At 41.8% G+C, this 20,718-nt stretch carries 14 protein-coding genes; 9 read left to right on the top strand and 5 right to left on the bottom strand.

Annotation, left to right across the window (positions count from 1 at the left end; translation table 11 throughout):
* Positions 1-6 precede the first annotated feature (6 nt).
* Positions 7-1,077 carry a FecR family protein gene (locus tag J8Z25_RS07810; protein WP_130051632.1) on the bottom strand — a complete coding sequence of 357 codons (1,071 nt, stop codon included), beginning with the start codon at positions 1,075-1,077 and terminating at the stop codon, positions 7-9.
* A complete protein-coding gene (locus J8Z25_RS07805) occupies positions 1,074-1,634 on the bottom strand; it encodes an RNA polymerase sigma factor (RefSeq protein ID WP_130051633.1) in 561 nt (186 codons plus the stop codon). The genes J8Z25_RS07810 and J8Z25_RS07805 overlap by 4 nt, the downstream gene beginning before the upstream one ends.
* Before the next feature lie 437 nt (positions 1,635-2,071).
* Here J8Z25_RS07805 and J8Z25_RS07800 point away from each other — a divergent pair, with 437 nt between their 5' ends.
* The 8 genes from J8Z25_RS07800 (at position 2,072) to J8Z25_RS07765 (ending at position 13,803) form a co-directional block, all read left to right on the top strand.
* Positions 2,072-3,277, top strand: coding sequence for an efflux RND transporter periplasmic adaptor subunit (locus J8Z25_RS07800; protein WP_130051634.1), 1,206 nt, complete (start codon positions 2,072-2,074; stop codon positions 3,275-3,277).
* Between the two features lie 14 nt (positions 3,278-3,291).
* Positions 3,292-6,465 carry an efflux RND transporter permease subunit gene (locus J8Z25_RS07795; RefSeq protein ID WP_250661941.1) on the top strand — a complete coding sequence of 1,058 codons (3,174 nt, stop codon included), beginning with the start codon at positions 3,292-3,294 and terminating at the stop codon, positions 6,463-6,465.
* Between the two features lie 104 nt (positions 6,466-6,569).
* Positions 6,570-7,163: a PilZ domain-containing protein gene (locus J8Z25_RS07790; RefSeq protein WP_167658826.1), complete on the top strand. Its 594-nt coding sequence runs from the start codon at positions 6,570-6,572 to the stop codon at positions 7,161-7,163.
* Between the two features lie 84 nt (positions 7,164-7,247).
* On the top strand, positions 7,248-8,306 hold the full coding sequence (locus J8Z25_RS07785) for an agmatine deiminase family protein (RefSeq protein ID WP_178926886.1): 1,059 nt from the start codon (positions 7,248-7,250) through the stop codon (positions 8,304-8,306).
* A complete protein-coding gene (locus J8Z25_RS07780) occupies positions 8,299-9,192 on the top strand; it encodes a carbon-nitrogen hydrolase (RefSeq protein WP_250661940.1) in 894 nt (297 codons plus the stop codon). Before J8Z25_RS07785 ends, J8Z25_RS07780 begins: the two co-directional genes overlap by 8 nt.
* 29 nt (positions 9,193-9,221) lie before the next feature.
* Entirely contained in the window at positions 9,222-12,695 is a 3,474-nt protein-coding gene (gene mfd, locus J8Z25_RS07775) for a transcription-repair coupling factor (RefSeq protein WP_167658828.1), read from the top strand.
* Positions 12,695-13,528 carry a CsiV family protein gene (locus tag J8Z25_RS07770; RefSeq protein WP_250661939.1) on the top strand — a complete coding sequence of 278 codons (834 nt, stop codon included), beginning with the start codon at positions 12,695-12,697 and terminating at the stop codon, positions 13,526-13,528. Before mfd ends, J8Z25_RS07770 begins: the two co-directional genes overlap by 1 nt.
* 11 nt (positions 13,529-13,539) lie before the next feature.
* The gene (locus J8Z25_RS07765; RefSeq protein ID WP_130051641.1) at positions 13,540-13,803 is read left to right on the top strand and encodes a DUF3862 domain-containing protein; all 264 of its coding nucleotides are present in this window, start codon (positions 13,540-13,542) and stop codon (positions 13,801-13,803) included.
* A gap of 33 nt (positions 13,804-13,836) precedes the next feature.
* Here the strand turns inward: J8Z25_RS07765 and J8Z25_RS07760 are convergent, their stop codons facing one another.
* From J8Z25_RS07760 to J8Z25_RS07750, 3 genes are all read right to left on the bottom strand, one after another.
* Positions 13,837-15,222 carry a hypothetical protein gene (locus J8Z25_RS07760; RefSeq protein ID WP_130051642.1) on the bottom strand — a complete coding sequence of 462 codons (1,386 nt, stop codon included), beginning with the start codon at positions 15,220-15,222 and terminating at the stop codon, positions 13,837-13,839.
* A gap of 108 nt (positions 15,223-15,330) precedes the next feature.
* Positions 15,331-17,922, bottom strand: a complete 2,592-nt coding sequence (locus J8Z25_RS07755; RefSeq protein ID WP_130051643.1) for a TonB-dependent receptor plug domain-containing protein — start codon at positions 17,920-17,922, stop codon at positions 15,331-15,333.
* 591 nt (positions 17,923-18,513) lie between these two features.
* The gene (locus J8Z25_RS07750; RefSeq protein WP_178926884.1) at positions 18,514-18,933 is read right to left on the bottom strand and encodes a hypothetical protein; all 420 of its coding nucleotides are present in this window, start codon (positions 18,931-18,933) and stop codon (positions 18,514-18,516) included.
* A 345-nt stretch (positions 18,934-19,278) separates the two neighbouring features.
* Between J8Z25_RS07750 and ccoN the strand changes: the two genes are divergently transcribed.
* The gene (gene ccoN / locus J8Z25_RS07745) at positions 19,279-20,712 is read left to right on the top strand and encodes a cytochrome-c oxidase, cbb3-type subunit I (RefSeq protein WP_130051645.1); all 1,434 of its coding nucleotides are present in this window, start codon (positions 19,279-19,281) and stop codon (positions 20,710-20,712) included.
* Positions 20,713-20,718: the final 6 nt, after the last annotated feature.

Raw genomic sequence — 20,718 nt, 5'->3', positions numbered from 1 at the left:
GCAGAACTAACCTTTTGCAGCGATCGTTAAGCTAACACGATGTTCACCTAAACGTTGATGTTCTACACCTAAGTTGGCCTGTAATGAGTCAAGCAAACCTTTAATGTCGCCTGTTTTAAACACCCCAGCTACTTTCAAAGAGGCAAGTTCTGGGTCATTTAGCTCAAAACGCGTGGCTGTATAACGACTCACCTCTTGCAGAGCTTCGTCTAGAGACTCACCATTAAAAATTAACATTTCTTGTTGCCATGCCAAGTCGCGTTGGACGTCATCAACAGATAATTGCTTAATTGGCGCTGTTTTACTTTGTTTTATTAGTGCCTTCTCGCCTGATACAACCACATTCGCTTTAAGTGCTTTTATATCTGCGCTGTTATCTGAAGCATCTTTTAAACGATTAAAATCACTGGCATCAACCTGAGTACTCGGATCAGTAATCATCACTTTGCCCTCAGTCACAACTAACTCTAAGTCTGAGGCAGAGTTTCGCTGAACATTAAATACTGTGCCAAGTGCAGTAAAAGATTTATCACCAGCAATTACGGTAAACGGACGACTAGGATCTTTAGCAACATTAAAACGCCCTTCACCACGGCTCAGAATCAACTGACGACGATCGCCTGAGTAAGCAACTTCAAGTTTAGTATTGGTATTGAGCTGCACAATAGTGCTGTCTGGCAGAACAAATTCAGCTTGCTCGCCGACTTTAGTGCGATAAATTTTGGTAAATTTAGCATAGTCGTTTTCTTCACTTTGCCAGTAGCTTGAATATATAAGCATAATACAACCAAGCAGCATCACTACTAAAAAGCTCGCAGCAGTTGCCATACCAAACACTGCAGGTTGTTTTTGCGGTGCTTTATAAGGGAACATACTACTTAACTCATTGAGCACGCTCATTTCATCCCATAAAGTCGCAAGTTCAAACAATGCTTCTTGATGAGCTGTGCTTTGATGAGCCCACATGTGCAATTGTCTCACTTCGTCTTTAGATAAACCGCGATCAATTGCACTTATCCATTGACTCGCCTGCTCTTGAATCATTTCTTTTGATGAAAATGGATGGACATTACTCATTTGTTCACCTCTTTTGCAGTGAACTCAGTGGTTGGGTTAAATGTCTGGGGTTGTACGTCGTGTGATTTCATTGCTCGGTGAACATGTAATAAGCCTTTGGCTATATGTTTTTCAACAGTACTTTCGCTGAGTTCCATTTTAGCTGCAATTTCCTTTTGGCTTAAGCCATAGACTTTTTTTAAGATAAAACATTTTTTAATTTGGGGGCTTAATTCGTTAGTCACTCGGCAAAAAAACAAAAAACGTTCTTTTGAGGTCACTTCATCTTCAAGTGCCATTGAACGCATGTGATGCTCAACCTGTTGTTGTTCATCTAACGATTCTTTGTATTTATTGTCCCATTTAGCAATGTGATTTAGTGCCAAATGTTTAGCCGTTTTCAGCATGTAACTGTGAGTATATTCGATATTTTGTTTAAGATCAGCTTCATAACTTTTTATAAACGTCTCTTGCACAATATCTTCTACATCATCAGGGCTGACAATACGTGATACAAAGCGCCTAAGTTTGCTCGATATCTCAGTAAAAGCGGTGATAACCCCAGTTTGATCTGTCATCCTTAACTCACCTTTATTATATTTTTATTGCTTTAGGGTACGAGATTTCATTTTAATTACAAGCCATTTGTTAATTTTTTGTACCCTTGGTAAACAAAGATTTTATAAACTCATTAAAATCTTCTGTTTTAAGCGTCATAAGCTTGCTCTACTGCTTCAAAAATCATGCTACTTCATCCACCTCGACTCACTATTTGGCTATATTTTTTATTAACTTCCACCTCCTAAATCGGTTTTTAGTTTGAATACATTAAGCGACTTAGTGACGGGCTAAATTAAGTCATCTTTTGGTTTTAAATAAAAAGTAAACTACAAGGTGTACCTTTTTCTCTTTTGGGTATAAACTAAACGACAAATGAATATGCATAATTTCGTCTTTCGTGTTTGTTTGACTATTTCTATGCATACCTACTTAACAATTGGACTGTGGAGTAAACATGCGTCTGCCTTTCGCACCTGCCAAATTATCATTATCTGCGTTGTTACTTGTGTCTGCACCCTTGCTACTGCAAGGTTGTTCTGAAGCGCCAGAGCAGCAACAGGGTCAAATGCACCCAGCAGCTGTCGCTACTATGACTATGGAAACACACGATGCACCTTTTACTATTGAGCTGCCAGCAACGCTGTCTGGTTCAAAAGAAGTTGAAGTTCGAGCCCGTGTTACCGGAATCCTTGAATCACGTAACTTTGAAGAAGGTCAGCGTGTCGAACAAGGCCAATCTCTGTTTACTATTGATCTTGAACCTTACCAACTTGCGGTTGATCGTGCGCAAGCTGCACTTGATGGTGCAAAAGCAGCGCTTGTCCAAGCTGATCGTGACGTTAAACGATTAGCTAAACTACGTGCCGAAAAATCTGTTTCACAACGCGATTACGATAACGCTAGTTCAGCTAATGATATTGCAAAAACTGATTTAGCCGCTGCAAAGGTTGCGTTAAAAGAAGCCCAACTTAATCTTGAATATGCGCAAGTGAAAGCCCCTGTCGCAGGTGTAATGGGACGTGAGTTTGTCTCGGAAGGAACTTATGTTTCTGGCCCAGATTTACTACTGACTCAAATGACTCAATTTGACCCTATTCGTATTCGTTTTGGCTTATCTGAGCGTGAACAACTGCAAATGCGTCAAGATGTTAAAAATGGCTCACTGACGTTACCTGAGCAAGGCCACTGGAAAACACAAATTAAACTCCAAGACGGCTCTTTATACGGACAAACCGGTGAAGTTAACTTCTCTGATGTGCGTATTAATCCAAACACAGGTACCAGTGAGTTTCAGGCAATTATTCCTAACCCTGATTTTCAACTTCGCCCGGGCCAATTCGTTCGCGTTGAGTTAAGTGGTGCAGTACGTAAAAACGCTTTCATCGTTCCGCAACGTGCAGTGCTCGATAACGGCACGGGTAAGTTCGTTTATGTTGTAAGTAAAAACGAGCAAGGTATGGATGTCGCGTTACCTGCCCCTGTCACTGTGGGTGAATGGATCAAAAAACCAGAAAACGAGCAATACCAAAACTTTTGGTTAATTCGCAGTGGGTTAAAAGAAGGCGACCAAGTTATTGTTGATGGCATGGCGCGTATTTTCTTCCCGGGTATGCCAGTAAATGTTGGCAAGCCAGCCGCTAACTCAAGCCACGCAGAATAAGCACAGGGAGTCTTATGTTTTCTCGTTACTTTATAGACAGACCCATTTTTGCGTTTGTTATATCTATTGTTATTGTGCTTGCGGGCCTTGCTGCGATGCGCAGTTTACCTGTAGCGCAATATCCTGAAATTGCGCCTCCGGTTGTACAAGTGACCGCAGCCTATCCGGGTGCATCCGCCAGTGTACTTGAGCAAACGGTTGCCACACCGATAGAAAATGCCATTACTGGTGTTGAAGGTATGATGTACATGTCATCGACTTCAACCAGTGCAGGCTCGACCACCATCGAAGTAACCTTCGAAATTGGTACTGATGTGGACCAAGCAGCTGTAAACGTGAATAACCGTGTAAAGCAGGTTGAAGCGCGTTTACCTGAAGAAACTCGTCGCCAAGGTGTGGTTGTCCAAAAAGGCTCTTCTAGCTTTTTACAAGTGCATGCCTTTTACTCTCCTGACGGTACACGCTCGAGTTTATGGACTTCAAACTATGTCACCATGAACGTGCTTGACCGTGTTAAACGTATTCCGGGCACCACCAGTGTGCAAATTTTTGGTGCTAAAGATTACGCGATGCGTATTTGGCTACGCCCTGATGTAATGAGCCAGCTAGGGGTTACTGTTGAAGAAATAGCAGGGGCAATCCGAGTACAAAACTCGCAATATGCTGCAGGTAAAATTGGTGCGACACCAACTACTCAATCTCCACAAGAGCTCGTTTACAGTGTGACTGCACAAGGTCGTTTGTCTGAGCCTGAACAGTTTGAAAATATCATTATTCGTTCAAATACCGATGGCAGTAGCTTACGCTTAAAAGACGTAGCACGCGTTGAGCTAGGTTCGAAAGATTATAACTTCAAAGGGACAATTAACGGTAAAGAAGCAGTACTATTAGGTATCTTCTTGCAACCGGGTGCCAATGCTCTTGATGTAGCTGAAGAAGTAAATAGTGTTATCGAAGAAATGAAAAGCCAATTCCCTACTGGACTTGCACATTTAACTTCGTACGACACAACCCGTTTTGTTGAAGTATCAATTCGTGAAGTAGTAAAAACACTACTTGAAGCCATGGTATTGGTATTCTTAGTGGTGTATTTATTCTTACAAAACTGGCGCGCTACCCTAATACCTACCCTTGCAGTGCCAGTATCGCTACTTGGCACGTTTGCCGGCATGTATATGCTGGGATATTCAATTAACTCACTCACCTTATTCGGCATGGTGTTGTCGATTGGTATTGTTGTTGATGATGCCATCGTGGTACTTGAAAACGTTGAACGTATTATGCATGAAGAAGGACTCGGTGCCAGAGACGCAGCTGTCAAAGCTATGAGTGAAGTAAGTGGCCCTGTTGTAGCTATCGTTCTGGTTCTGTGTTCTGTGTTTGTGCCAATTGCGTTTTTAGGTGGCTTAACAGGTGAGTTATTCCGTCAGTTCGCTATTACTATTTCGATTGCTGTGAGTTTATCGGGCGTGGTCGCCCTAACGATGACGCCTGCTCTTTGTGTACTTATTTTAAAACAAGAACACAAGCAAACAGCCCGCTTCTTCTTATGGTTTAACGCTATGTTTACCAAGATAACTGGCCGTTATGTGGGGGCTGTTGGTTTTATGGTGCGCCGCGGTCTTTTAGGTGTAATCTTAATGACGGGTATGATTGCTGCAACGATTTGCCTTTGGCAAAACACCCCAGGCTCGCTTGTACCCGATGAAGACCAAGGTTATTACATCTCTGCAATCTTTTTACCTGACGGTTCATCACTTGAGCGTACCGAGGAAGTAACGCAACAAGTTGTAAAAGCAGTACAATCAAACCCAGCTAACGAAAACGTCGTTGCGTTTACAGGCTTTGATTTTATCGGTGGTGGTTACAAAAATAGTGCTGCGACTTTATTCGTGACACAAAAGCATTGGGATGAACGCGAAGTTGATACCAAAGCACTTGTGCAAGAGCTATTCATGAAAACGGCGGGTATTAAAGAAGCACTCGTACTTGCCTTTAATCCACCTGCTATCTTTGGTTTAGGTAACACTGGTGGTTTTGAATTTTACATTCAAAACAAAGGTGATAGTGACCCAGACAAACTTCAACAAGCGATGCAGTTAATGACAGCAGAAGCGCAAAAGAGCCCAATCATCAGCGGCCTGCAAACTCTTTGGCGCCCTGATGCACCGCAACTTCGTGTTGATGTTGACCGAGAACAAGCGCGTGCCATGGGTGTAGAAATTGATGATGCGTTCACCGCCCTTGCAGGTAACTTAGGTACTTATTACGTCAACGACTTCAATAAATTTGGCCGCGCATGGCAAGTCCTAATGTCTGCAGATGCTGAATTTAGAATGAAACCTGATGACATTGGCCGTATCTATGTTAAAAACAACCAAGGTACTATGGTGCCGCTTTCAGCCTTTACCACTATCGAGTATAGCCGTGGCCCTGAAAACTTAAATCGTTATAACAACTTACCAGCAGTTAAACTAATGGGTAATGCAGCACCTGGTTTCAGTTCCGGTCAAGCTATCGCTGAAGTTGAACGTATTGCAGAAGCTGTCTTACCGCCAAATATGACCTACGAATGGACGGGCTCTGCATTCCAAGAAAAACGCAGTTCGGGTACCACAGGGATTGCCTTAGGACTTGCAGTGATCATGGTGTTTTTGATTTTAGCAGCCCTTTACGAGCGTTGGTCATTACCACTGTCTGTAATGCTTGCCCTGCCATTTGGTACCTTTGGTGCACTAATAGCCGTTTGGGTGGTTGGCATGACAAACGATGTGTATTTCCAAATTGGCCTTGTCACCCTACTCGGTCTTGCCAGTAAAAACGCGATTCTTATCGTTGAATACGCCTTAATGAAACATCAACAAGGCTGGAGCGCTAGTACTGCTGCACTTGAGGCTGCACGTTTACGTTTTAGACCAATCATCATGACTTCACTTGCTTTCATTTTAGGCGTTGTACCTTTAGTACTTAGCTCTGGTGCAGGCGCTGGTGCCCGTCATAGTGTTGGTACAGGTGTTATGGGCGGTATGATGGCAGCCACATTCTTAGCTGTATTCTTTGTACCTCTGTTCTTTTATTGGTTAACGGCACGTAAGTTAACTGAAAAACGCTCAAGACAAGAGCTTGCTGATGAAATAGCACACCATCACCAACAAGAACATGTCAAAACCCAAGAGGGTAATCTGTAAAAAATGAAGGGCAAACAATGAGTTTGCCCTTTTTTTGCTTATTTGATTACTAGCAATTTGCAGCTTCGAACGCTAGTATTAAGGAAAGATGTGTGGAGTGCAGCATGAATAATCAAAAATTAGCCGAATTTGAACAATTTTTTCAAATTAACGAGAGCAACCGTGTCAATTTGTACCCGGTTGAACCAAGTGCTGTGCCAACAACCAATGCTGAGCTCGAGGCCGATATTCCTGCTTTATTCAAACTTGCCAACGAAGTAAATGAGCTTGAGCAAACGAGCTTACGACCACTACGTAATCTAGGTGATGTTGCACAAGAATTAGCAGCGTTTTTACAGGCGCAGTCTCGTAAAATCGATTTAATCATGAGTCATATCTTAGCCTCTGAGCAACCAGACGATAACGCAAACTATTGCGACAGTTACGGCGGTGGTGGTGTAAAGCTTACCTCATCTGAGGTCTATGAATTAGGTCAAACATTTCGCACTAAGTTGTTTTTACAACATGAGGCGTCAGCTATTTATTGCTACACCGAATTAGTGGCGATTGAAAAATGCGATGATGATAAATATCAATACACGTTATTGTTTACTGCTATTCGTGATGCTGACCAAGATTTAGTCGTTCGAGCGGCCTTACACGCACAAACACGCCAACTAAAAAAACGTCAACAAGAAAACAATCCGCAAGATAGTTAAAAATCGCGCTTTATCGCGCACAAAAAGCTGACATCTATGGCTAAAATGCTAAACTAGCCCCACCTTAGTTTGTTTATTACCTTCATGAAATTTAGACTTTTACCTGAATGGGCTGAGCAAGATGCCGTTATGCTCACTTGGCCTCATCTAGACACTGATTGGGCAGCAAATTTAACCGCTGTTGAGCCTGTGTATGTAGCGCTTTGCCAAGCAATTAGCCAACAACAAGATGTTGTTATCGTGGCCCATGATAATGCCCTAAAAACACATATTGCAGCTTTACTTGCAAAAGCTGATGTCGATGCAAGTCGCATTCACTTTGTGGTGACACCGTGTAACGATACCTGGGCACGTGACCATGGCCCATTGACCTGCGCGAATATTGATGACGCAACCCAATTAAAAGTGATGGATTTTATTTTTAATGGCTGGGGCAATAAATTTGCAAGTGATCTCGATAACCAAATTAATCAAGTGCTTGTAAAGCAAGTCGCTAATCCTAAAAATGCTTATCAGCAAAGTGAGCTGGTTCTTGAAGGTGGCGGCGTTGAAATTAATGAACACGGCGTGATACTCACAACCAGCGAATGCTTATTAAACCCAAATCGTAACCCAGAACTTACAAAAGCGGATATAGAACAAACGCTTGTTGACCAACTAGGGGCTACTTCTTTCCTTTGGGTTGATCACGGTTATCTTGCTGGTGATGATACCGATAGCCATATTGATACGCTGGTACGTTTTGCACCAAACAACACCCTAGTTTATGTGCAGTGTGATGATAAAAATGATGAACATTTTGCTGCCCTTGATGCCATGGAAAAGCAACTGCAATCATTTAAAACCGCTAACGGTGAAAGCTATGAGCTTATTGCCTTACCTTGGCCAAAAGCGGTATTCAATGAAGACGGTGAGCGACTACCAGCCACATACGCTAATTATTTAATCATCAATAAAACCGTTTTAGTGCCAATTTATGGTGACGAAAACGACCAACTTGCACTTGGTCAGGTTGCCAAAGCATACCCAGACCACACTGTTGTTGGTATTAATTGCCTGCCAATTATTCACCAATTTGGCAGCTTACACTGTATTACAATGCAATTACCGCGCGGCTTTTTAGCAGGAACAAACAATGACTAAACCAACGCATTTAAAGGTTGCTCTTGTTCAGCAATCAAACACCGATAATGCTCAAAACAATATGGCAAAATCGATTGCAGGTATACGCGATGCAGCAAGCCAAGGCGCTAAGCTTATTGTTCTTCAAGAGCTACACCGTAGTTTATATTTTTGCCAAACCGAAGATGTAGACGTTTTTGATTTAGCAGAAACAATTCCGGGCCCAAGTACAGATACCTTAGGCGCACTTGCCAAAGAGTTGAATGTGGTGATTGTGTCATCATTATTCGAAAAACGTGCGACAGGTCTTTACCACAATACCGCTGTGGTGCTTGAAACTGACGGCAGCATTGCCGGTAAATACCGCAAAATGCATATTCCTGATGATCCTGGCTTTTACGAGAAATTTTACTTCACACCCGGTGATTTAGGTTTTCAGCCTATTCAAACGTCTGTTGGTAAATTAGGCGTATTAGTGTGCTGGGATCAATGGTTTCCTGAAGCCGCACGATTAATGGCAATGTCGGGGGCTGAGATTTTAATTTACCCAACTGCGATTGGCTGGGACCCTCGCGATGAGAAAGACGAACAAACACGTCAAAAAGACGCGTGGGTTATTTCACAACGCGCTCATGCCGTTGCCAATGGCGTGCCTGTGATCAGCTGTAACCGTGTTGGCCACGAAAGTGATCCAAGCGGCCAAAGCGAAGGTATTCAGTTTTGGGGTAACTCTTTTATCGCGGGCCCACAGGGTGAGATTCTAGCCGAGGCTAACAACAGCGATGAGCAATTGTTAGTTGTTGAATTAGACCAAGCACGTAGTGAAAACATACGTCGAATTTGGCCTTACCTTCGTGATCGTCGTATCGACCACTATCAAGACCTAACTAAGATTTATCGAGACTAAGCAGTAAAAACAGTTTAAAGGAGTAGTAAATGGCGTTTGCGCAATGGGCAGCATTGCCTTGGGTAAAATCTGAGAAAGATAAAATTCAATGGGGACAACTTACTGGTAGCGGACTTAGCATCGCCATCGCAGAAGGTGTAAAACAACACAACGAGCTGGTTGTGATAGTCACCCCAGATACGCCAAGCGCCCTACGCCTTGAAACTGAGTTAGAATTTCTATTGCCTGAAAACCCAGTCATGGTCTTTCCTGACTGGGAAACGCTGCCTTATGATCATTTTTCACCACACCAAGATATTATTTCTGCACGCTTAGCCACGTTAAACACATTAAAAAAAGAACAACAAAGTGTTTTAATCGTACCTGTATCAACTTTGATGCTTCGTACAGCGCCAGCATCATTTATTTATGGGTCAACCCTTAACTTTAAAGTGGGTGATACCTTAGATACGCACACTCTACGTGAAAATCTTGAACAAGCAGGCTATTTGCATGTACAACAAGTGATGGAGCATGGTGAATATGCTATCCGTGGCTCTATCGTTGACTTGTATCCTATGGGTAGCCCTCACCCATTCCGTTTAGACTTTTTTGATGATGAGCTCGACAGCATTCGTTTATTTGATGTTGAAAGCCAGCGTTCAGATGAAAAAGTAGACAAAATTGAGCTATTACCAGCTCATGAGTTTCCAACTAACGACTCTGACATTGAGCGTTTTCGTATCAATTATCGTGAGCAATTTGGCGCAAGCTCTGAGCAAGACTCAATTTATATGCAGGTCACCAAAGGTACATGGCCTGCCGGTATAGAATATTATATGCCTCTGTTCTTTGATGAATTGGCAACTATATTCGATTACTTACCTAGCAATACGACGTTTATGCATTTTGGCGATATTGAACATGCTGCTGATCAATTTTGGCATGATGTAAATGTTCGCTATGAAAACCGCCGTGTTGATCCACTTAGGCCTTTACTTGAACCTGTAAAACTATATCAAAGCGTTAATGAACTCTTTGGTGAGTTTGGTAAATACGCACGTATTCGTTTATCTCAAGCGAAACTAGGCACTAAAGCAGGCCATACAAACCTTGCCAGTAAAGAGCTACCAAACGTACGTATAGATCATAAGCTACATGAGCCTTACCAAGGTTTAATTAACTATGTTGCTAGTGAGAAAAAACAAAAAGGCCGCGTACTGCTGTCGGTTGAATCTGACGGACGTCGCGAATCTTTACTGACACTATTAAAACCAAGTGGTTTAAAGCTCAAAGAATTCGAGTCTTTCAGCGATTTTACAAATAGTGCTAGTGATGTTGGCTTAATAGTATCGCCACTTGAACAAAGTGTGGTGTTAGACGGTAAACCGCGTTTAACCATTATCACTGAACAAGAATTATTAGGCATTAAAGTATCGCAACGTAGACGTCGTAAACATAAATACGAAGCCAGCCAAGATGCACTTATTCGTAATCTTGCTGAACTGCGTGAAGGCCAGCCAATTGTTCACCTTGATCATGGTGTAGGCCGCTACCAAGGGCTTGAAACAATTGATGCTGCCGGTGTAATTACTGAGTTTGTTACGATCATCTACGCCAACGAGGCAAAACTATACGTACCTGTTTCTGCGTTACATATGCTTAGCCGTTATTCTGGTGGCGAAGAGGCCTCTGCCCCGCTCCATAAATTGGGCTCCGATGCATGGGAAAAAGCCAAGAAACGTGCCGCTGAAAAAGTTCGTGATGTCGCCGCAGAATTATTAGACATTTACGCTAAACGCCAAGCTAAACCAGGTAATAAGTTTAAGCTTGATGGCAGTGCTTACCGTCAGTTTAGCGACAGCTTCCCATTTGAAGAAACCGATGATCAACGTAATGCCATTGAATCTGTGCTTGGAGATATGCAAAGTAAACAGGCAATGGATCGTTTAGTATGTGGTGACGTAGGCTTTGGTAAAACAGAAGTGGCCATGCGGGCTGCTTTTGTTGCCGTAAATGATAACAAGCAAGTTGCTGTACTTGTGCCAACGACACTGCTTGCTCAGCAACATTATGAAAACTTTAAAGACCGTTTTGCCGATTTACCTATTGAAGTTGGCGTTTTATCACGCTTCAACTCAACAAAAGAGCAAAAAGACACGCTTGAAAAAATGGCTGAGGGTAAATTAGATATTGTTATTGGTACTCATAAACTGATCCAACAAGATATTCAATTTAAAGATCTTGGTTTATTGATTGTTGATGAAGAGCACCGTTTTGGTGTGCGTCAAAAAGAGAAAATCAAAGCATTACGTGCCGATGTCGATATTTTAACACTCACTGCGACCCCTATTCCACGTACATTAAACATGGCAATGAGTGGTATGCGTGACCTGTCAATCATAGCCACACCGCCTGCGAAACGTTTAGCGGTTAAAACCTTTGTTAGACAAAGAGATGCAGAACTTATTCGCGAAGCAATTCTGCGTGAAATTAAACGCGGTGGTCAGGTGTATTTCTTACATAATAATGTTGAAACTATCGACCGAGTTGCTGAAGAAATAAGTGAATGGGTTCCTGAAGCTAGCGTAACAACAGCACATGGCCAAATGCGCGAGCGTGAGCTTGAGCAAATTATGAGTGATTTTTATCACCAAAAATATAACGTGATTGTGTGTACCACTATTATCGAAACCGGTATCGATGTACCCACTGCAAACACCATTATTATGGATAGAGCAGATAAGCTTGGCCTTGCGCAGCTGCATCAGTTACGTGGTCGTGTTGGCCGCAGCCACCATCAAGCCTATGCATACCTCCTGACTGGTAACCCTAAATCACTGAGTAAAGATGCCGTTAAACGATTAGAAGCGATTGAGTCTCTGGAAGACCTGGGTGCAGGTTTTGCGCTCGCAACTCACGACTTAGAAATTAGGGGTGCCGGTGAGCTGCTAGGTGACGATCAATCAGGTCAAATGCAAACCATTGGCTTTAGCTTGTATATGGAGATGCTTGAGCAAGCTGTAAACTCGCTAAAAGAAGGCAAAGAGCCAACCCTAGAGAACTTACTTGGCCAGCAAACTGAAGTTGACTTAAAGCTACCTGCATTATTACCCGATGATTATATTCATGATGTAAATGCGCGATTAGGTATCTATAAACGCATTGCAAGCTGTGCTAATCTCAATGACATGGACGAATTACAAGTAGAGTTGATTGACCGTTTTGGCCTACTGCCTGATGCTACGAAAAACTTATTCAGTTTGCAGCAATTAAAACTACAAGCAAGTAATCTTGGCATTAAGAAGATTGAAGCAAACCCGAAAGGTGGCTATTTTGAGTTTAGCCAGCATACAAAGGTTAACCCTAGCTTCATCATTGGTTTGATACAAAGTGCACCGCAGGTGTATAAAATGGATGGCGCAAACAAACTGCGCTTTGCAATTAGCGAAGCCAACGCTCGTGAACGCTTAAAAATGGTCACTGCAATGATTGCAGATTTTGAGAAAAAGGTTAGCCATTAATGTTGTTTAGAAATAGTTTAATATTGCTTTGTTGCTTATTTACAAGCTCATCATATGCAACACGTTGGTTTGAAATTGAAGTTCTTATTTATAAACAGCGCCTAGCTCCCTACTTACAAGAAGATTTCAGTCTAAAACACGATGAAATCAAGGCTAAGCGTAGCAAAGATATATTATCTCCTGCGTACACAGCACAAGCGAAACAGGCTTGTATTGAAGGTGATAACCGCTTTCGCTCTGATTCGTTTACCGACTCTTTAGTCAATACCAACCCTCATTCTAATGTGTGTGATGACAGTGTTGATTTTTTAGCTAGTTATAATCAACTGCCTGTTACACCCGTTGTTGAACCGCGTGAAGATACTGACGAAATATATCTAATTGCACCAGAGCAATTACAGTTTGTTGATCAAAAAGACCAGCTTGATAAAAAGGGCTTATCTCCTATTTTGCATACAGGATGGCGTTTTCCTGAAATGAGTGAAAGAAGTGCACCAAGCATCCGCTTATTTGCTGGAGAACACTTAGCAAAAAACACAAGATCACTTGAAAATGAAAATAACGATTTTATCAGTTTGATCGATCCTACTGAACGTTTTATTCCCGACCAGCTACAAAACGTGCCAGAGTGGGAATTAGACGGTTTAATGAAAATTTATGTTCGTCACTACCTATTTATAAATGCAGATTTTGATATTAGTCAGCGTCTAGAAAACGGTGATTATGAAAAAGCACGTTTTTCACAATTTAAACGTGTGATCAGTAACGAGATACATTATTTTGATCACCCTCGTATGGGTATGATCTTGCAAATAAGACGCTACAACCATTAATGGATACAATTATGAAAAAATATATGGCAATTGCAGCAGCTGCTGCGGCACTTACTTTAGCTGGCTGTTCAAAAGTAAGTCTAGAAAACTACGAAAAAATTGAAATTGGCATGGATAAAACTGAAGTTGAAGCTATTTTAGGCTCTGCTGATAAGTGTGAAGAAAAAACACTACACACTAACTGTATTTGGGGTAACAAAGACAAAAACATTGAAATTACCCTAGTGTCAGACAAAGTATCGCTTTACAGCAAAACAGGTTTAGACGCTAAATAAACCCTAGTGGGTGGCCAAGGCCACCCTTTTTCATCATTCATCATTTATCTTTTCTTTCAGAATATCTGTTTGCGAGTAAATCCGCTCAATATTGACAATCTTGCTGCGATTTAACGTAATCTTGTAACGCTGATACAAAGTCTCGTCTTCGCTCTGGGTAAACACTAATACAACATTTAATTGATAACGCCTCTCTACCGCTTTCTTAGAGATTTTATTGCTATCAAGATGATAGAGCTTACCTTCGCCTCGCTTTAAGTAGCGAGCAAACGGTGCCAAGCTAAATTGCATGGTTTGTTGAAGCGTATCATATCCGGGTAAAAACGCCTTGGCACTGACATGTGTTTCACTTGCAAAATGTAGCCACTGTGCAGCCTGTTTATTTTGATGCCGGCGCTTAGAAAAGATTTTTCTCACAGCTTTCGGAATACGTTTAAAGCTTGTGTATTCAAGCCAAATGTATTGGCTTGCGATCTTCTCTTTAGTAATACTGTTTTTAAACTGAAAGCGCCACTTTGGTCGGCCTCTAACAATCGCTCGCCAGATCACCCGTGTAATATCTTCTTTGAATATTTCACGAAGGCCATAAATCACACCTAAGATCAAAATCAACGTCGCTGTTACTTCGGTAAAATTTGAACGCGCATTTAATACAACTAACATCACAAATGCCATGATCACAGCAGTTACGGTACCCTTTACCATACGTTTTAAATAACTGTTTAAATGACGGGTGCTACGAGTAAGCACTACCCCATGCTCAATTAAACGTTGTAATAAACGCATTTTATTAGTGATACGATTTGCATCTTCAAGTGTTGATTGCGAGTTATACTCTTGTTCTTCTCGGTAACTGTTTTCTGCTTTACAAAACTCTAAAAGCTCGCTGCGCTCTTTTGCAAAATCACTACTGCGCGGCCCTTCATCTAGTAGTTTCAAAAATGACTGCTCTACATGCCAACTTAAGTAGTTATCGGCGTTTTTATAAAACGGCAGTAGCTTTTCATCATCTGGGGTATAGCGCCTTAGCTTTTTCAACAAGCCTTTGGTTTGCTCGCACAATTCGATAGCGGCAGGATAAAACTCTTCGGCTTCTTGGTGTTTTAGGGTGTCTTTAATATCGGCATTCAGCGCTAGTCGAACTTGATAACAATACAAGTTTAAGTTTTGCCGATAATCTTGCTGTTCACCTTTATTTTTACTAACAAAGCGACTTCTCACTAACGGTAAGTGAATGTTGTTAGCGTTGTACGCAAGATGCGATTTAAAATTGTTATTAAAGAATGATTCTTCACTAAGTGTTTGTGGATTAACACTCATTTCATTCGGAATGGAGAAATATAGGTCGAGTCGTTGCTCTGTGCGTGGTTTAAGCTCAGGCTCGATAATAAAAGATAAGTTTTCGTCTTGTTTAAGCAATATCGCCTCGTTTGTTAAAAGTACCCTTATAGTTTACGCGTTGATATACTTTCAGACAATAAAAAAGGCCCAGTAAAAACTGGGCCTTAGTAATCATTTCAAACTAGATTAGAACTTAACGTTCATACCAGCGAAGAAACGACGACCTAGTACATCGTATGTGTACGGGTCAGTGTTTGAGTCATTGTTACCTGAGTAGTAAGGTGCTTGCTTATCGAATAAGTTGTTAACACCTGCAGAGAATGACACTGTGTCGTTCAGGATGTATGAACCACTGATGTCGTGGTATACAACAGTACCAACACTTGGTACTAGACATTCGCTATCGTCAGCAAGACATGCATAGCTGTCTAAGCCGTCGATCATACGTGCTTGGTATTGTGCATCCCAGTTGTCGCCAGACGCGTTAAGAGTGAAGTTAGACTTAACTTTCGCGTAGCTACCGATACCTGAAGTTACAAGACCTGTGTAATCGATTGTGCTTGTGCCTGAATCAACGATGTACTCATCAAGGATAGTTACATCAAGACCTGTGCGCCAGTTAAGACCTGCAGCTTCAAATGCATACTTGAAGTTTACGTCGTAACCTTTAGTAGATTCGTTACCAATGTTTTGTAATTGGTTATTGAAGCTAATGCGACCAGTGCTTTGGTTGAAGTTGATTGCAGAAGACTGACATAGTGCAGTATCTTGGTTCTTGTATGCGCCCGTAGAAGCATCAAGACAGTTTTCAACGATGTATTGGTTGTTTACGCTTGAAATTGAGTTTTCGATTTCAATTTCGTAGTAGTCAACAGTCATTGAGAAACCATCTAACCACTCTGGAGCGTATACGAAACCAGCTGTTACTGTATCAGCAAGCTCTGGAGTTAATTGGTCGTTACCACCAACAGTTACTTCAGCTTGGTCTTGTGCACCAGGGAAGTTTACTTGTTCGAATGAAGGTGATTTACCTTGGTAAAGCTCAGATACTGTAGGAGCACGGAATGCAGTTGAACGAACAGCACGTAGCATTAGTTCGTCATTCACACGCCAAGTTAGACCTAGTTTCCAAGTCTCATCTGAACCAAATGTGCTGTAATCGAATGCACGAACAGCAGCGCTTAAGTCAACCATTTGTGCAAATGGTGCATCAGCTAGAAGTGGAACAGCGAATTCTACGTAAGCTTCGTTTACGTCAAAACGACCACCAGTTGGCTCAACACGTGGGTCATTTGCAAGACCTTGTGAAGTTAGTGAATCTGGAACGTACCATGCTTTTTCTTCACGACGCTCGATACCAGCAGCGAAACCAACGTAACCAGCAGGAAGTTCCATTACTTCACCGTTAAGGCCAGCAGAAAGAACTAATAATTGGCTACCACCTGAATTGTTTTCAGTGTAGTTGTACTGTGCAAGGTTGCTACCTGACCAATCAGCTTGATCAAGTGGGTTAAAGTCACCCTCTTCGATTGCGTCTTGGATTGAACCCATGTTTAGTAGGTTAGTTGCGCGGTCAACTGAGTCGTTACGACCGAATACTACTGAAGTATCCCAGCCCCAACCATTGTCGAATGCACCGTCAAGACCGATTACTGCGCGAACTGTGTCAACAACTTGCTCATAACCACGAGGACCAACATCAGTCATACGACGACCGTAAGAGATGTCTTCACCGTCAGCTACACCGTGAGAAAGAAGTGAATCACCCATTGTTTCTGCATCATAAGTGAAGTCAAACCATACTGGCTGTGGAGCCATTTGTTGAGTTGACCAACGCTTAGAGTAAGTGAACTCAGAAACTAAACGCGTTTCATCAGTTACGTCAAAGTGGCCGATACCTGTTAGGTTTAAACGACGCATTGGCGTGTAAAGGTAGCTTGTTGCTGAGTAGTTGTAAGCATCACCTGCTGAAGTGAAGTCGTGCCACTCGCCGTCTGCTTGACCTTGTAAGCTTGCATTTTCAGCCCAAACGTGACCGAAAGGCGTGTAAGAAGAACCACCACAGTAGAAGCTACCGTTATCGTAATCTTCTTCGATTGGACAATCAGAGAAATCACGGTCTGCTTGAGAAGCATCGCCACGGTCAGTGTATTGTAAACCAATTACAACGTTACCACGGTCAAAGCTTGAACCCATTGTGATATCGAAAGACGTTTCGTCTGCATCGCCTTCACCAGTGATAGCACCGTTAAGGTTCATGTCTAGACCTTCGAAGTCGTCTTTTAAGATGATGTTAACAACACCAGCTACCGCGTCAGTACCGTATACAGCAGATGCGCCGTCTTTTAGTACTTCAACTTGCTTAATCATTGATACTGGGATTGTGTTTAAGTCAACAGTAGATGCTGCACCAGTACCAGAGTTGATCATACGACGACCATTAACTAGTACTAGAGTACGTTGTGCGCCTAAACCACGTAGGTCAACACGTGCGTTACCGCCTGAACCGTTGTTAACAGCAGGGTTAGTCATCGCACCGCTTGCTGCAGTCATTTTTTGTAGAACGCCATCGATGCTTGATGCACCCATTGCTTTGATGTCATCTGCGCCGATTAAAGTTACAGGACTAGACGTCTCCATATCGGTACGCTTAATGCGAGAACCTGTAACTTGAATTTTTTCAATAGACTCTGCTGCATCATCAGCAGCTAAAACTTGCATGCTTGAAAACATTGGGATTGCTGAAACAACAGCTAAACCAAGAATTGATTTTTTCATGTGAAAACCCTACTTGTTGGAAATTTACCTTTAATCAGGTAGCGCTCGTTATTATTAGAATCACGAGTCAGCGGAGGGCAACTTAGGCTCAGTTAACTGAACTAAAACTGAATGGAAGATTAAATAAAAAACACCACAAAAATGACGGACCTATTTCAGGTAATAAGGTTTCATGATGTATCAATGTTAACAGAAAAAAACACTTCTATATCAGAAAGGTAAGATTCTTTAGTAGCAAAAAAAACATGATTGAAATCAATTGCACGCACTTTGTAATCAAGTGTAACTAAAGCCCAATTAGTGCTACAAATGAAATTTTTACAAGTTGATCACACCACGTTATAAAAACCGTAAAAGCTTGGTAAGACTGCTAACCATACTTATTCACTAAAATTAACTAAATAGACAAAGTTAGCCTGTTAAACAGTGAATTAGAGGATGATTTTTTACTTTTGTTCCATCAGTTTGAAACTAACGTATAAAAATACGTTTAATGAAGAGCATTAAAGTATAAATAAATGACAAGGTAATGACGTTACTCACAGCTTCAGCGAAATTCGAAGCTGTGAGTAATAAAAATAGCGGTTGGTGTTAGCGAGTTTGAATTGAATCGAAATAATAAAACAAAGTACGAGGCTGATTATCAACAGTGTTATAAGTAAGCGTCATTTTCCAAGTCATAACAGGTTCAGAACACGCTCCGACCATAGTGTCAGCAACCCAAACCTGCCCTTTGCGTTTAAACTGTAGTGGGATGAATCCCATATACATAGTGACACCTTCAAGTTTTGCAGCTAGATTTTTGGCCCCGTTTGGCAGCTTTAGGTTAATTGCAAAAGGCGTTTCCGGGCTGATGTCTGGGTTACTCAGCCAAGCTTCTGCATTATTTGGGTAATAACAATGACGATTGTTCTCACAACTTGTACTTGTGCTGTCCTCTTCTATACTTTGGCTATCACATGCAGCTAAAAACACACTAAAAAGGAACACGGTGAATAAACTAGTTCGCACTCTATTTGCCTGTATAAAATAAAAGCGGATACTAATTAGCTACCCGCGAAAAGACAACCATGCTAGATGGAATAAGCTAATAAAAATACAAACTCTGACAAAAAATAACCAACAAAGCGCTAAAATTTGATTGATGTCATAATTTTATGCAATTGACCTATCTTTTTAAGGTCAAAAATTTTATCATTTCCATCGCAAAAATAAGGGTTTCTCGAGTTTGTTTTCTGAAGCTAGCACCTCTAAGTTGGCTTTAGGTAACACGCTTGTGAAGTAATAGTAGGCCCCACTTTTAATAAAGTGGGTAATTCATTTCTAAAACGCATTAATTGCAGCGGAAGCCAGAAAATGAGCCAAACAGTAGCATCACAAACTGAGTACAATTATAAAGTTGTACGCCAATTCGCTATTATGACAGTGATTTGGGGCATCGTTGGCATGAGTGTTGGGGTTCTGATTGCTGCCCAATTAGCTTGGCCAGCACTTAACTTTGATACACCATGGTTAACTTACTCTCGACTACGTCCGTTACACACGAACGCAGTAATTTTCGCATTTGGTACAAGTGCACTTTTTGCGACGTCTTATTACGTCGTACAACGTACATGTCAAACGCGCCTTTTCTCAGATAAACTAGCAGCCTTCACCTTCTGGGGTTGGCAACTTGTTATCGTACTAGCAGCGATTACCTTACCATTAGGTATCACAAGCTCTAAAGAATACGCAGAACTTGAATGGCCAATCGATATTCTTATCGCCGTTGTTTGGGTGACTTACGCAGTTGTATTCTTTGGTACGTTAATCAAGCGTAAAGTATCGCACATCTATGTTGCGAACTGGTTCTACGCTGGTTTCATCATTACTGTTGCCGTTTTACACATTGTAAACAGCATGGCAATTCCAGTTTCACTAACTAAATCATACTCTATCTACGCAGGTGCTGTAGATGCAATGGTTCAGTGGTGGTACGGTCACAACGCTGTTGGTTTCTTATTAACTGCTGGTTTCTTAGGTATGATGTACTACTTCGTACCAAAACAAGCAGGCCGCCCTGTTTATTCATACCGTCTATCGGTAGTTCACTTCTGGGCTCTTGTTTCTTTGTACATCTGGGCAGGTCCTCACCACCTACATTACACTGCGCTTCCAGATTGGACGCAAAGCTTAGGTATGGTTATGTCAGTTATCCTATTCGTTCCATCTTGGGGTGGTATGATCAACGGTATCATGACGTTATCAGGTGCATGGCATAAACTACGTACTGACCCAGTACTACGTTTCTTAGTTGTTTCTCTATCTTTCTACGGTATGTCTACGTTCGAAGGCCCAATGATGGCTATCAAGTCAGTAAACGCGCTTTCTCACTACACTGACTGGACTGTAGGTCACGTACACTCAGGTGCACTAGGTTGGGTTGCAATGATTTCTATCGGTGCTATCTATCACCTAATCCCTGCACTATTCTCACAAGGCCGTATGTACAGTGTTAAACTAGTTAACACGCACTTCTGGTTACACACTGTTGGTGTTGTTTTATACATCGTAGCAATGTGGATCTCAGGTGTTATGCAAGGTCTAATGTGGCGTGCAGTAAACTCAGACGGTACGTTAATGTACAGCTTTGTACAGTCATTAGAAGCTTCGTATCCGTTCTATGTAATGCGTTTCCTAGGCGGTGTATTCATCGTAACAGGTATGCTAATTATGGCTTACAACGTTTATCGTACTATTGCTGCGAAGAAAGATTCGCTTCAACTAGACGCTGACGCACAATTGGCATAATGGAGT

Source organism: Pseudoalteromonas sp. SCSIO 43101, assembly GCF_023650775.1.
In the GTDB taxonomy this organism is placed as follows: Bacteria; Pseudomonadota; Gammaproteobacteria; order Enterobacterales; family Alteromonadaceae; genus Pseudoalteromonas; species Pseudoalteromonas apostichopi.
Note: the sequence above shows the minus strand (reverse complement) of the source record. Positions and strands in the feature narration are given on the sequence as shown.